The 14,285-nt window shown below is 70.6% G+C and carries 8 protein-coding genes and 2 pseudogenes (1 of these 10 cut by a window edge); 5 read left to right on the forward strand and 5 right to left on the reverse strand.

Annotated elements, in window-relative coordinates:
- Window positions 1-6,049, reverse strand: partial view of an amino acid adenylation domain-containing protein gene (locus ACIRRH_RS12025; protein WP_403065487.1) — the 5' portion only. It extends 308 nt beyond the left edge of the window; 6,049 of the gene's 6,357 nt are visible here — the first part of the coding sequence; the start codon lies at window positions 6,047-6,049; its stop codon lies off the left edge, out of view.
- Window positions 6,050-6,315: 266 nt separating this feature from the next.
- Here ACIRRH_RS12025 and ACIRRH_RS12030 point away from each other — a divergent pair, with 266 nt between their 5' ends.
- Complete coding sequence (locus tag ACIRRH_RS12030) at window positions 6,316-7,581, forward strand: cytochrome P450 (protein ID WP_403065490.1); 1,266 nt, start codon at window positions 6,316-6,318, stop codon at window positions 7,579-7,581.
- Here ACIRRH_RS12030 and ACIRRH_RS12035 read toward each other — a convergent pair.
- Window positions 7,532-8,344 carry a thioesterase II family protein gene (locus ACIRRH_RS12035; protein WP_403065493.1) on the reverse strand — a complete coding sequence of 271 codons (813 nt, stop codon included), beginning with the start codon at window positions 8,342-8,344 and terminating at the stop codon, window positions 7,532-7,534. The two genes, ACIRRH_RS12030 and ACIRRH_RS12035, sit on opposite strands and share 50 nt — an antisense overlap.
- A gap of 21 nt (window positions 8,345-8,365) precedes the next feature.
- Entirely contained in the window at window positions 8,366-8,761 is a 396-nt protein-coding gene (locus ACIRRH_RS12040) for a bleomycin resistance protein (RefSeq protein ID WP_403065496.1), read from the reverse strand.
- Window positions 8,762-8,979: 218 nt separating this feature from the next.
- On the opposite strand from ACIRRH_RS12040, the gene ACIRRH_RS12045 reads away from it, so the two are divergent.
- Window positions 8,980-9,627 carry a 2OG-Fe(II) oxygenase gene (locus tag ACIRRH_RS12045; protein ID WP_403065499.1) on the forward strand — a complete coding sequence of 216 codons (648 nt, stop codon included), beginning with the start codon at window positions 8,980-8,982 and terminating at the stop codon, window positions 9,625-9,627.
- 75 nt (window positions 9,628-9,702) lie between these two features.
- On the opposite strand, the gene ACIRRH_RS12050 is transcribed toward ACIRRH_RS12045, so the two are convergent.
- Window positions 9,703-12,195 carry a penicillin acylase family protein gene (locus tag ACIRRH_RS12050; RefSeq protein WP_403065502.1) on the reverse strand — a complete coding sequence of 831 codons (2,493 nt, stop codon included), beginning with the start codon at window positions 12,193-12,195 and terminating at the stop codon, window positions 9,703-9,705.
- Between the two features lie 258 nt (window positions 12,196-12,453).
- Here ACIRRH_RS12050 and ACIRRH_RS12055 point away from each other — a divergent pair, with 258 nt between their 5' ends.
- The 3 genes and pseudogenes from ACIRRH_RS12055 (at window position 12,454) to ACIRRH_RS12065 (ending at window position 13,836) form a co-directional block, all read left to right on the forward strand.
- A complete protein-coding gene (locus tag ACIRRH_RS12055) occupies window positions 12,454-12,771 on the forward strand; it encodes a hypothetical protein (RefSeq protein WP_403065505.1) in 318 nt (105 codons plus the stop codon).
- Between the two features lie 34 nt (window positions 12,772-12,805).
- A pseudogene (locus ACIRRH_RS12060) lies at window positions 12,806-12,973 on the forward strand (transposase); the annotation flags it as partial.
- A 203-nt stretch (window positions 12,974-13,176) separates the two neighbouring features.
- A complete protein-coding gene (locus ACIRRH_RS12065; protein WP_403065549.1) occupies window positions 13,177-13,836 on the forward strand; it encodes an IS3 family transposase in 660 nt (219 codons plus the stop codon).
- On the opposite strand, the pseudogene ACIRRH_RS12070 reads toward ACIRRH_RS12065, so the two are convergent.
- Window positions 13,733-14,197 (reverse strand): annotated as a pseudogene (locus ACIRRH_RS12070) (IS30 family transposase); the annotation flags it as partial. The gene ACIRRH_RS12065 and the pseudogene ACIRRH_RS12070 sit on opposite strands and share 104 nt — an antisense overlap.
- Between the last annotated feature and the right edge of the window lie 88 nt (window positions 14,198-14,285).

Raw genomic sequence — 14,285 nt, forward strand, 5'->3', positions numbered from 1 at the left:
GCCGCTTCGCGGTGCTGGGAGCGGGCAGGGCGGCGCGGTCGACCTTGCCGGTCGCGGTCAGGGGCACGGCGTCGAGGATCGTGCAGTGTGCGGGGATCATGTAGCGGGGCAGCCGGTCGCGCACGAACTGCTGGACACGTACGGCGTCGAGCGATACCCCGGGCTGGACGACGACGTGCGCGGTCAGTTCCGTGCTGCCGGAGTCGCTCCGATGGGCGACCACCACGGATTTCTGGACGTCCGGGTGGGCGTCGAGAACGGCCTCGAGCTCGCTGAGTTCCACGCGGAATCCGCGGATCTTGACCTGCTGGTCGTCGCGCCCGACGAATTCGAGGTCGCCGCCGCTCAGGCAGCGGGCCACATCGCCGGTGACGTAGACACGCTCGCCGGCTGTAAGGGCGTACGGGTCGGGCCGGAAGGCGTCGGCGGTGGCCCCGGGGCGCCCGAGGTAACCGCGCACCACGCCAGTGCCAGCCACCAGGAGCGCTCCGGCGACACCCACCGGTACGTTATGGCCGTAGGGGTTGACCACGCGTGCGCGTGTGCCGGCGATGGGCCGGCCGATCGGCATGTGGGGCCGGCCGGTCCGAGAGGTGCCGGTCCATACGGTGCTCCACACGGTCGCCTCGGTGGGTCCGTACTCGTTGTGGACCGTGGCCCCGGCGATCCGGTCGAGGGCCACGTCGCCCAGGACGGAGGGGCAGGGTTCACCGGCGGCCGTCACCACGCGCAACGCGTCGAGTTCGCCGTCGCCGGCCTCCTCCAGCACGGGCAGCAGCAGGGAGGGGATGGCGAGGGTGTGCGTGACCCGTTCGCGGGCGAGCTGGTCGAGTACGTCGAGCGGTTCGAGCTGGGCGCCTTCCGACGGCAGGACGAGGGTGCCGCCCTCGGTGAGCGTCCAGAAGATGCCGGCGACGGAGCTGTCGAAGGCGTACGACGACAGGAGCAGGAAGCGGTCGACGGGGTCGGGGTACGCCAGGGTGCGTGCGCGCAGTGAGGCGACGACGTTGCGGTGTTCGACGACGACGCCCTTGGGCACGCCCGTCGAGCCGGAGGTGAACAGGACGTAGGCGGCGCTGCCGGGGGTGGGCCGGGGAGCGGGGCGCGTTCCGGTCGGCTCGGGCACGGAGCCGACACGGCCCAGCGGGTCGAGGGTCAGCACGGCGGGGCCGGCGGGCACCATGTCGGCCCGGGCCTGCTGGGCGACGACGAGGCGGGTGCCGGACTCGGCCACGACGGACGCCGTCCGGGCCTCGGGGAGGGCGGGGTCGAGCGGGACGTAGGCACCGCCGGCCTTGAGGATGCCGAGCATCGCCACGATCTGTTCGGCGGAGCGCTCGGCGAGGATCCCGACGGGTACCTCGGCACCGACGCCATGGGCACGCAGGGTGCGGGCCAGCGCGGTGGCGCGCCAGTCGAGGGCCGCGTAGGAGATCGAACCGCCGAGCCACTGCACGGCGATGGCGTCGGGTTGCGAGCGGGCCCGCTCCTCGAACAGTTCGTGCAGGCAGCGTTCCTCGACGGCGGGCAGTTCCGGTCCCCGCAGGGCCTCCAGGGTGCTCCGGTCGGCCTCGGAGAGGAAGTCCCGGGCGTCGTAGCGTCCGTCGGGATCACCGGCCATGGCGGTGAGGACCTCGACGTAGGCGTCGGAGACGCTGTCCATCAGGCCGGCGGAGAACTGGAGGCCGTCGTACTCGATCCGCACTTCCAGGTCTCCGGTGTCGCGGCCCAGCCGGAAGATGCCGCAGAAGGGAAACGTCGACTCGCCGTACAACTCGTCGGCGACGTGCCTCACTCCACGGGCACGCCAGCGGTCCAGCCCGCGGAAGATGTGGTAGTCCGTGAAGAAGAACAGTGTCTCGGCCAGCGGCTCGTTGCCCTGGTGGCGCTTCAGTTCCGCCATGGGAAGCCGGCGGTGCGGCATGGTGGCGCGTTCCGAGGCCAGGCTCGCGGCGATCAGGTCGCGCCAACTGCCTCCGGGCATCGCGACGCGATGGGCGAGGCTGTTGACGAACAGGCCGATGGCGGTACTGCCGTCGGTGTCCTCCGGACGCCCGTTGGTGACGGTGTAGCTCAGGGTGTCGGTGTGTCCGCCGTACGCAGACATCACCCGCATGTGGCCGGCCATCAGCACGGTCTTCAGCGGGACGCCCTCTTCGCGGGCGAGGGCCTTGAGCGCGTCGGAGAGCTCCGGAGCGATCGGCACGGTGAGCCGGACGATCTCCCGGGCACCCTTGTCGGCGGTCTGGCCGACGCCCATGCGGGGCAACCGCATCAGGGACGCGTCGGAGAGGTAGGTGTCCCAGAAGTCGTACTTGCCCCGGTCCTCCAGCGCCTCCAGTTCGAGCGCCACGGCGTCGCGCATCGAGGCGACGGGGGCTCGAAGCTCGATCGGCTCGTCGTACACCAGCGAGAAGTAGTGGTCGAAGATCTCCGTGATCATCAGGGCTTCGCTCCACCCGTCGACGATCTCGTGGTGAAAGCCGTAGGTGAACTGGAACTCGTCGTCGCTGAGCCGCTGCACCATGAAGCGGATCAGGGGGTAGTCGTGGAGTTCGAAGCCGCGCTCCTGCTCACCCTCGACCCAGCGCCGGACGTGAGCCTGCTGCTCCTCGGCATCGAGGCGCCGCAGGTCCTCGTGGAACAGCGGGGTGTCGAACGTCCGGTGGACCAGCTGCAGCGGGCGGCTGAAGGTGGACATGTCGAACGAGGTCCGCAGCATGGGGTGGCGTTCGACGAGCCCGCGGATGACCGTGTCGAAGGCGGCCAGGTCGAAGGGCGCTTCGAGCCGTACGGAGGCGATGGCGTGGTACACGGCCGACTTCGCGGCGAAGTCCCGGTGGAAGATCATGCCTTCCTGGAGCAGGCTCAGCGGGAAGGCGTCCTCGACGTCCTCCGGCATCAGAGCCCGGTCCTCCGCGCTCACCAGGGAGAACGGCTCGCTCGGGCGGGCGGCCGACGACGTCGTGCCGGGGCGTTCCACGAGCGCGGCGGCCATGTGACGGACCGTGGCGTGCTCATGGAGCTGGGCGACACCGACGCCGACGCCCCGATGGGCGGCACGGGCCGCGATCATCACGCTGCGGATCGAGTCGCCGCCGAGCGCCAGGTAGTCGTCGTCGATACCGACGCGCTCCAGGCCCAGCACCTCGGCGATGACCGAGGTCAGGACTTCCTCGGTGGTGTCTCGCGGCGCCACGTAGGGACGCGCGGTGAGCAGGTCGCGGTCAGGGTCGGGAAGGGCGTCCGTGTCCAGTTTGCCGTTGACCGTCGTGGGCAGCGCGTCGACGAGGAGGACGACGGGCACCATCACGTCGGGCAGGAAACGACGGGCGTGCTCCACCAGGCCGGCGGGGTGCACCGGAGCGGTGCCGGCGGCGGCCGCGGGCACCACGTAGGCGACGAGGCGTGATTCCGCGGAGGATTCGCGGGCGGCGCGTGCGACGACGGCCACGCGTGCGACGGCGGGGTGGTCGAGGAGGACGCTGCGCACCTCGTCCGGTTCGACACGAACGCCGCGGACCTTGAGCTGGTCGTCGAGGCGGCCCACGTACTCCAGCTCGCCGTCGGGAAGCAGGCGTCCCAGGTCACCGGTGCGGTAGTGGGTCTGCCCGGGGCGGGGGCCGTGCGTGTCGGTGACGAAACGCTCGCGGGTGGCGGTCTCCTGGCCCAGGTAACCGTCGGCGAGCCCCGCGCCGCCGATGCAGATCTCGCCCGGCACACCGGCGGGAACCGGGCGGCCCCGGCGGTCGCGGACGGTGATCACCGTACCCGCGACGGGACGGCCGATGGGCACCCGGCCACGGACGGGCGTCGTGGTGCCGACCCTGTGCGCGGTGGAGCCGACCACGGTTTCGGTGGGTCCGTACTCATTGAAGATCCGCAGGCCGGGGAGGGAGCGCAGGGCGCTCAGGCTCTCGGCATGCAGTTGCTCGCCGCCGATGACGAGCGTGCGTACCCGGTGGGCCCACTCCGTGCCGCCGGTCAGCCGCTGAAGGGCGTCCAAGTGGGTCGGCGTCAGCTTGAGCAGGGACAGGTCGGTGCAGGAGCGCAGGGCGGTGGCCAGCCCGTACGGCCCGGCGCCGGGGGGCAGGAGCAGAACGCGGCCGCCGACCGTGAGCGGGGCCAGCAGGGCGGTGAGGCTGAAGTCGAAGGCGAGGGAGGAGTGCACGAGGCTGCCCTTGCCCTCGGCCAGCCGGTAGGTTGCGGCGGCCCACGTCAGATAGTTGTTCAGGGCGCTCCAAGGGACGACCACGCCCTTGGGCCGTCCGGTGGTACCCGAGGTGTAGAGCACGTACGCCGGGTCGCTGGGCGCCCTGCGCACCTGGGGGTCCGTGTACGGAAGACCGGCGACGCGCTCGTCGTCCGGTGCCAGCACGACGGGCCGCACATCGGTACCGAGGCCGCGCCGGGTGATCACGGCCGCGGCGGCCGTGTCGTCGAGCATGTACCGGAGGCGTTCGTCGGGGTGCGTCGGGTCGTAGGGCACGAACACGGCACCGGCGCGAAGTACGCCGATCACGATGGCCGGGACGGCGGCACCTCGTTCGAGGTCGAGCACCACGCGGTCGCCGGGGTTCACCCCGGCGTCGGCGAGGCGCCGCGCCCAGCGGTTGGCGAGAGCGTCCAGGGCCGCGTACGTGAGGTGGTCGTCACCGCAGCGCACGGCCTCGGCGTCGGGTACGCGGCCGGCGGCCAGCGCCACGGCCTCGGCGAGATCTCGGGCGGTGGTGTCGGCGGCGGGGCCGACGAGGACGCTGCCAGGGTCGCCGGCGGCGGTGAGAGGGCAGTCGGCGGGCGGCTCTCCGGGGGCGGCGACCAGGGCGTCCAGGGCCGTGACGAAGGCGGGGAGCACCGCCTCGGCGGGCACCGCCGCCATGTCCCCGCCGGAGTAGGCCAGTTGCCAGGTCACCGCGTCGGCCGCCTCGGTGCACGTCAGGGTGCGGGCGAGGCAGAGGACACGCGCGTCGAGGGGGTGCCAGTCCGCCGTGCCGTGGTCGAGGACCGGCGAGGCCGGGACGGCGGTGAAGCCGGCCCACAGTCCCTCGTCCATCAGCTCGTCGAACCGGCGCGCGTCCAAGTGATCGATAAGGTCCCCGCCGCGAGTCCACTGGGCGGTGAGCTCATCGACGACGGCGTGGAAGGAGGGGGCGGCCAAGGCGTCGACGACGGCGGGCATGGGGCGCTCGAACGGCCCGGCCGCCTTCCGTACCGTGTCGAAGGCGCGCCCGTCGTGGGTCACGGCCAGGGGTACCGGGCCGCCGGCGAGACGGGCCGCGGCCACGGTCCAGGCCGCGCCCAGCACTGCCTGCACGGAGGTCTCGCGGGCGGTGGCAAGGGCGGCGATCCGTGCGGTGCGGCCGGCGTCGAGGTGTGCGGTGTACCCGGGCGCGGCCGGGTCGGTCCGGGTTCCGACGGGCCGGTGTGCGGTGGCCCAGCCCCTGGCGGGCTCCAGGAGCGCCGCCCAGTGGGCGCGGTCCTCGGCCGAATCCTCGTCGGTGAGCAGCTCGCGTCCCCATGCGGCCACTTCGGGGTACTGGATGACTTCACCCCCCGGCTCCTCCCCCGCAAGGGACAGGGCGACTTCTTGCGCGACGAGCCCCAGGGTCAGCCGGTCCGCCGACAGAACGTCGGCGTTCAGCACGAATTGGGCGGAGTCGGCGGAGCGCACGAGCAGCAGTGCGCGCAGGGTGGCGGAGTACGATCCGGCGACGGCCGAGGACCAGGCGGCGCGAGCGGCGCGCAGGGCCTCGTCCGCGTCAACCGCCTCGCACCGGTCGGACAGGTCGATGACCTCGAGGAGGTCCGCCGACACCTCGGCGACGCTCTGTACGGGCTCGGTGCGTGCGGCTGCGGCACGCACGACGGTGCGCAGCGCCTCGTGCCGTTCCACGACCGACGCCAACGCCTCACGCAGGCGCTCGACGTCCCACGTGCCCCGCAGGGTCCATGACGACTCGCACCGTGGAGAAGGGGCATCGGGGTGGGATCGGGTGATCCTGGCCCACAGTGCGGACTGGATCGGGGAGGCTGAGAACCCAGGAACCACTGCCGGCAATGTCTGACACTCCCCCAGAGAGTTTGCGACGCCTGACGGGCTGTCCGCGCTGTACTGCGGCCCGTTGACATCGGTCAAATGTCCAAGCGCAACCAGGCCCATTAGTTCATGATCACAAGAGCTCGTCAAGAGGCTACCGAGGCAACGGATTTGAGCCGTCCGGTACCGCTTGACCCCGCTGTGGTGGCCGGGGCAGACTCCGAGCACATGATCCACGGACGGCGACGGAGCGCGACGCGAGGACGTCCCGTATGCGCATGACCGTCTCCACGACATCGGCGCCACAGGGGCCGGACGAGGTCGACCTGCACGATCCGGTGCTCTACGGGGAGGGCGAACCGCACTCCGTGTGGCGCCATCTGCGCCGGCACGCACCGGTGCACCGGCATGTCACGGCGGACGGCAGGCCTTTCTGGTCCGTGACCCGCCATCAGGACGCGATGCGAGTCCTGCGCGACCACCGGGCGTTCACATCCGCCCGCGGAAATCTGCTCACCACCCTGGGCTCCGACGACGTGGCGAGCGGGCGCATGGTGACGGTCACGGACCCGCCGCGCCATGCCGAGCTGCGTGAGCCGCAGATCCGCGCCCTCACGGAGGGTGTGCGCGCAACGGCGGGACCGCGGATGCGGGAGGCGGTGCGCGCCCTGATCGGTCCGGCACTGGACGGCGCCCCCGTGGACCTGGCGCGGACAGCCGCCCGGCTCCCCCTGATGGCGCTCGGCCCGGTCATGGGACTACCGGCGGCGGACTGGCCGCGGCTCGGCCGGCTCGCGGCGGCCGCGGTGGCCCCGGACGATCCCGCGTACGCCGCGGACGGTCCCGGGTACGTCCCGGACGGCACCCGGACCACGCTCGCGGCGGTCCACCACGAGATCTTCGCCTACTTCCGCACCGCCCTCCGGGCGCGGTACCGCGCGCCGGCGGACGACCTGCTCACCCGGCTGCTGCCCGAGCCCGGCGAGGACGCCAGGGTCCGGGCGGAGCTGGCCGTCCACCACTGCTACAGCCTGCTGCTCGGGGCGGTCACCACCCTGCCGCACACCGTGTCGGCGACGGTCCTGGCGATGAGCGAGGACGCCCGTGTCGCCGAGGCGATGCGGCAGGGGCCCGAGGCGCTCGCGACGGGGATCGAGGAGGCCCTGCGCTGGTCCTCGCCCGCGAGTCATGTCATGCGGCACACGACACGGCCGGTGGAGCTGGCCGGTGCACGCCTGCCGGCGGGTGAGGCCGTGGTGGTCTGGCTCGGCTCGGCCAACCGGGACGAGGCCGTCTTCGCCGACCCGTACCGCTTCAACCCCGGACGGACCCCCAACCGTCACCTGGCGTTCGGCTACGGTCCCCACTACTGCCTGGGCGCCGCCCTCGCCCGCGCCTCCCTGACCGCCGTCTTCGCCGAACTGCTCGACGTGGTGGGCGGCGTGGAGGTGTGCGGACGGGTCGAGCACCTGCGCTCGCACTTCATCGCGGGGATCAGCAGGCTCCCCGTGCGTTTGGCGCCCCATCGCCGGATACCGCGTTGACCGGGCCCGCGGTGGCTCCGTCCTCCGCCGCATCACCGAGTTCCGCACGCAGCAGCGCCATCAGCGCCTCGGGCGCCTCGAAGATCGTCTGATGGCCTCCGGGCAGCACGACCCGGCGCACCTCGTCGGCGCACGCGTCCCATCCAGTCATGCGGGACGGTTCGATCTCGACGTCGTCCTCCCACCCGAGAGCGACGACCCGCGTGCCGGCGAGCCGTTCGGGGCGGGGCCGCCGGTACCGGCGGTTCGCCTCCACGTCCGCGCGCAGGATGTCCACGCTGAGGTCGACCATCCCGGGGTGCGGCCGGACTCCCCGGCGCACCGTCGACTCCACCACCTCGGCACGCAGGCCCTCGTCGTCCATGGCGAGATAGCGGCCGTACGGGCCGTCCTGGGGTCCGACTTGGGAGGACACGACGAGCACGGTGGGTACGGGCAGGCCAGCCCGCCGCAACGCGATCGTCGTCTCATAGGCGGCGAGCGCCCCGCTGCAGTGACCGAGGATCGCGAAGGGGCGGTCGGCGACAGTGCGCAGAGCCTCGGTCAGCCCGTCGGCGAAACGTTCGTAGGTGCCGTAGTGCGGCTCGGCGAGCCGCGTCTCCCTTCCGGGCGCCTGGACTCGCAGCACCTCCACCGTGCCCACGCGCGTCGGCCACGCGGCGAACGACGACGCGCCGACCCCGGAGTAGGGGATGCACAGCAGCCGCGCGCTGATGGACTCGTCATCCGCCGGAACGGGCTTCAGCCACCGTCCTCCTGTCACCGGCTCAGCTCCCTTCCGCCTTCACCCGTCCGTCCGTTCCCGCTCGGCCTCGCTCAGCTCGCTGAAGTGCACCAGGTTGCCCGCCGGATCGCGCACGCCGAATTCCCGCCCCCAGGGCAGTTCCTGAATTTCGGTCATGGCCGGATGGGAAGGGTCCCCGTAGTTCAGGGAGACGCGGGCCGACCATTCGGCATGGAACGCGTCGACATCCCGCACGCGCACCCACGCCTGCGTGTTGTCGGGCACCGTCTGGTCCTCGACGGAGCAGATGAACAACTCCACACCGTCGCGGCTCACACCCGCGAATCCATCACCCCGAAATTCTTCGGAAAAACCGAGGACCTCGGTCCAGAACTTCTGCGTGGCGGGGACATCGAGGGCCGCGAGAACCGGGATACCCGAAACCAGATCAGCCATTGTCGACCTTTCTCGGCAATTGAAAGAGCCTTCCAAGATACTAGCACACGACCAATACGCCCCGAACCAGGGGGCTTGACCGCCCAGCAGGGCTGACTTACGCTCGCACGAGGGCTTTATGTTCGGTCAGCACCCGGAGGGACCCGAGGCCGATTCAGCCTCAACCAGATCTCCGCAGCGAGGAGTTGGCCAAGTCACTTTTATCGAGGAGAGACGCCGTGGCACCTTTCGCTTGGCATGGATTCGACGTCCGGGGAATGCTGCCGGAGAAATGGCAGGAAGAACTTCTCGCGATTTCCGACGCCTATGCCCAGGAGAAGATGCTGGTGCCCACCTCCCTCACTTCGAGGGAGGCGGAGGGGACTCCTCCGATCAAGTCGGTGACCGTTCCCGGAAACGTACTCGGGGAACAGGCGCCCTGGCTGCTCTCCACGTACCACGGCCTCTTCCGCGACCTCGGCCAGCGGATCTCCCACGAACAGCTGTCCACCGCGCGCGACGACTTGTACGGGGCGGTGCTCAACATTCAGTACGGCACGGACATGCGGTACGAGTGCCATGTGGACAGCAACCCCCTGCAGGGTCTGTTGTACGTAACCGACCACCCGCGGGGTGACGGCGGCGAGCTGGTGGTGGGCCACGACCCGGCCGCGCACAGCGTTCCCGAGGTCGACGCCGACTGCTCGGTCATCCACCCGGCGGCCGGGCACCTGCTCTTCTTCGACGCACGGCAACACCCGCACTACGTGCGAGCCCTCACCCGTCCGGACGCCCGGCGTGTCGTGGTGGCGATGAACTTCTACACGCCGACCAGTCCGGAGACCCAACGTCCCACGGACCTCAACGACCACCTGTTCGCCACCTGACGCGGCACGCCACGGGGGCGGCCGTCCGGTCGACGGCCGCCCCCGTGTCCACCCACGTGCGAACGCGTGCCGGGGTCAGCGTGCGACGCGCCCTGTCACGACCTCCGTGTCCAGATGGGGGTCCGCCAGGATCTCCCGCTCGCTGAACGGGCGCTTCTTCAGCTCCAGCCGCGCGAAAGCCTCAGTCTGGTCGCCGAAGTGGGGGGAGTGGGGGTCAATGGACTGCCCCATGGTCAGCAGCCCCTTGCCCATCGGCCCCTGCGGGGTGAAGCTCACCGCCAGCATGAAGCTCGAGCCGGTGTTCACCGGATATCCCCGGTCCGTCAGGTCCCCGTACCGCACAGGCGTGCCGCCCGGCGTCGCCGGCTCCAGCGAGCTGCCGGGCCGGGCCATGTGCTCGACGACATTCGTGGCGCCCAGGAACCCCGCCGTACCCGGAACGGGCAGCTTGACGTCGCCCTTCGTGGCCTGTTGTACCTGCCCCAGTGGTACGTCCGCCGGCAGACCGGCCGCCTCCAGGGTCAGCGTCGCCTTGGCCAGGCCCTCCAGCACCGGTGCGGTGTCCGCGGCGGGTCCGGCGGGCGTGTCCACCGGGCGCGCCGGATCGAATGCCGTCCCGAACAGGGGTCCCGCGTTCGTCACCGCGCCGGGCCTGGCCCGCTCAACAGCGGCGATCGTCTCCCGCCACAGCACGGCTCCCCGGCTGCCGACGGCGAAGCGACCGTCCCAGTCCGCCAGGACGTCGCACGCCTTGCTGACATCCACCTTCGCCCCGTCCACGACGACGGGTGCGTCGGCCTGGGCTCGACAGGCCTTCACCACCGGCGCGAGCAACCAGTCCGATGTGAACGCCCGGGTGGACATCAAGCCGTTCTCCGCCTCCGGAAGGCTGATACGCCCGTCGGCGCCGGAGATCGCCCCCGGCCCGTCCTCGCGGAGCATGAACGCGTTCTGCCGGGTACGTGCGCTCTGCGGCACCCCTTCGAAGCCGAACAGCGGCGAGTATCCGGTCAGCGGGCTTGCGGGATTGGCCAGCCAGTGGCTGTCGTTGGCGTTGAACACATAGTCCCGGCGTCCGAGTTGCGGCTGCCGGCCGAAGGGCACGAGCCCCGGCTCCCGGGCACCCGGCTCCTTCTGCCACGCGTTGCGGGAGTTACTGCCGTCGAGCACGCCGTAAGGATGCGACATCCACGCGGAAATACCCTCGGCCGACAGATTGGGGGTGGCGGAGGAGTCGGCGTACCAGGTCGCACCCGACTTGTCCGCCGCGATGGTGTTCATCCACGGAATGGCCTGGTGCCGGCGATGGGCCGCCTCCACCTCACCGACGGAACGCGCCATGGCCATGTCCGCGTACTGCTCCAGCAGGGCATCGTTGCCGATGTTGGCGTCCTGGAAGGTGACGGCCTGCCGCGGAGACCAGCCGAGCGACGGGTCAGCCGGTGACAGGTCGATCACCGGGCCGTACTTCGTCTGCCACAGCGTCCGCCGTACCGTCTGCAGGCTGCCGTCCGGGCTCTTCACCTGGACGGCGTGGGTGCGCGACGTCATGGCCTCCGGCTTGCCGTCGACCAGGTATCGCGTGGGGTCCTGCTCCGTCAGCTTCACCGTGTACACCGTCGTGTGCCACCCGGCCGACACCGTGTGTGTCCAGGCGACGTCCCGGTTGTAGCCGATCTGAACACCCGGCAGGCCACCGAGGCTCGCTCCGTACACTTGAAGGCGTCCGGGTACGGTGAGCTGGGACTCCCAGAAGCGGTTCTCGCCCTCCCACGGAAAGTGCGGGTTGGCGACCAGCAGACCCGCGCGGTTCGCGGTGCGTTCCGAGCCGACCGCCCAACCGTTGCTGCCGAGGGACGCCGTACGCCGCTCCCCGCGCAGCACCGGGCCCGCCTGCTCCGCGACCCGTTCCCGACTGGGCGTCGCGTCGTCCCCACCGACACGGCTTCCACTCCGCGCCGAGGCTCCCCCCTGGGCCGCATCCGGGCCGGTGGGCGGCTGGGCCAGGGTGATCGCGCCCAGCAAGGTCGCGCCGCCCATGGTGATGGCCAGGTCCCTCTCCCGGGACAGCAGATCGACCTCGTCGATCCTCCCCACCCACGGGGCACCGGCGCACCATCCGGGCAGGCTGCCGGTGCGTTCGAAGTAGGCGTTGAAGCCGGCGACGTACCCGGTGACCATGGAACGCACATCGGGTGACAACGTCTTCAGTTCCCGCTCAGCCCTCGACCTGATGTCCAGAGCCCGGTAGCCGAAGTCGGACGCGAGGTTCTCGTTGCCGCTACCGGGGCCGAACCAGCGCGACCGCTCGCTACGGAGCTTGACCACTTGGTCAGCCAGATCGCACCCGCGGTCCTCCGCATAGGCATAACCCTGGCCGAAGCCGGCGCTCTTGATGTCGGCGGCGAGCACGTGCGGCACACCGTGCTCCGTCCGACGTATGACCGCGTGGTAGTGCCCCTGCTGGGCCGTCACCACGCTCCCGTCGATGTGGTGCCGTGCGTCCGCGGCCGTCGAGCCGGCGGTCGCCGTCCCGGTGGCAAGGAATGTCGAGGTGACGATCACCATGGTCGGCACGGTTCGTCGCAGCCTCGTGGACAGAGAGCCCAATGGTTCCCCCTTTTGAGCATCGAGCTTTCTACGGACGGTCGGTGACGGTCCGCCTGAACGGAAGGCACGCTACAGGCCTCGACGATCAATCTCGTCGGCGGCTTCGGATCCACGCAAGGCCGGGTCGGGGCGCTGCCGAGCAGGTAGGGCTCCCCGCCCCGAGCAGAAGGCGTCAATCGCCCCGGACTCGCCCTCCCCGAGGGAACCGTCCGCCCGGTGTTCGAGGACGACGTCTGGGACTTCACCGATGTCGTCGGTCTTCCCGTCCAACTCGCCCTCTGCACACGTCGGTTCGACTTCACCGCCATCGCCGATCCGCACTGGCGTCTGGCTGGCAAGGAACTGGTGCTGGCCATGCTCGCCCCCAGGCACCCGGCGGTCGCTCCCTTGCCCCGGGCCCACCGCACGGCCCTGCACCTGACCAGCTGCGCGGGCCGCCTGGACGAGTTCATCCGGTTCTGCCGGTGGCTGTCCGAGCAGGAGTTGCCGAGTTTCGCGCTGATTGAGGTGACCCCTGTGATGTGGACACTCTGATGGTGGATCTTGATGGTCCGGGAAGATGGTTCATATGGCAGGGCGGAAGTACACCCTGGAGTTCCGGGCGGATGCGGTGACGCTGTGGCGGGCCTTGGCGGGGCAGCGGACGATGAAGGACGTCGCGGCTGACCTGGGGATCACCCGGGAGACGCTGCGGTTGTGGGTTCGTGCGGCCGACGGCGGCAGGCAAGCTCCAGCCGGCGGGGCCGGGGCAGAAGACCACCAGGAGGAGCTGGCCCGGTTGCGGGCGGAGAACGCCCGACTGTTGAAGGCGGAGAAGGAGTGGCAGCTGGAGCGGGAGATCCTCCGCCGGGCGGCCCAGTATTTTGCCAAGGAGATGAAGTGACGTCCCGCCGCTGGGACTTCGTCTCCGAGTACGCCGGCGAGTTCGGCGTCCAGCGGCTGTGCCGGGTGCTGCAGGTCTCCCGCTCGGGCTACTACCGGTGGCTGGCCGGTGCGGAGGCCCGTGCCATTCGGCAGGCAGCCGATCAGGCCCTGGCGGCAGAGATCCGCGAGATCCACGCCGCCTCCGGCGAGACCTACGGATTCCTGCGCGTGTACGCCGACCTGCAAGGATCCGGACACCACGTGAACCGCAAGCGGGTGGCGCGGCTGATGCGCGAGCACGGTATCGTCGGCCGCCACCTTCCCCGCCGGAAGCGGACCACCGCCCCTGACCCGGTGGCGCCGCCGGTGCCGGACCTGGTGCAGCGGGACTTCACCGCCTCCCGGCTCGACCAGCGCTGGTGCGGCGACATCACCTACATCCAGATCGGCGGCCGGTGGCTGTTCCTGGCCTGCGTGATCGACATCTGCTCACGCCGGGTCCTGGGCTGGTCGATGGCCCCGCACATGCGGGCCGAACTGGTCGTCAACGCCCTTGAGATGGCGGTGGCTGCCCGCGGCGGGAAGGTAGCCGGGGTGGTGTTTCACTCCGATCGCGGGTCGCAAACCGGGTTCAAGGGGTCGTTGCAACACCGCTGGCTTGGAGCGAGAGTAGCTGATCGTCGAGTGCCTCCGCGGGAGTTCTCCAGCCGAGTGTTTTCCGCGGCCGGGTGTTGAGTGCCCCAGCGATGGCTGCGAGGTCACGGGCGGTCCAGCGAGCAAGGTCTGTGCCTTTCGGGAAGTATTGCCGCAGCAGCCCGTTCGTGTTCTCGTTCGTACCGCGCTGCCAGGGGCTCTTGGGATCGGCGAAGTAGACCTGGACGTCCGTGGCGATGCTGAAGCGCTTGTGTTCGGCGAGTTCCATACCCCGGTCCCAGGTCAGCGATGTCATCAACCCATCTGGTAGAGAAGTGACTTGGTGCGTCAGTGCGGACACGACGCTGGCGGTGTCCTTGCCGGTGACGCGGACCAGCACTGTGTAGCGGGAGTGGCGCTCGACCAGGGTGGCGACGTGGCTGTTCTTCGCTCCGGTGATCAGTCGGGTAGCGGGGACGCATTACTGCGTCCCCGCCCCCTCAGAACCGTGCAAGCAGCTGTTCACCGCACACGGCTCAAGCAAGCCCCGA

This window comes from Kitasatospora sp. NPDC101235 (genome assembly GCF_044767505.1).
Lineage (GTDB): Bacteria > Actinomycetota > Actinomycetes > Streptomycetales > Streptomycetaceae > Kitasatospora.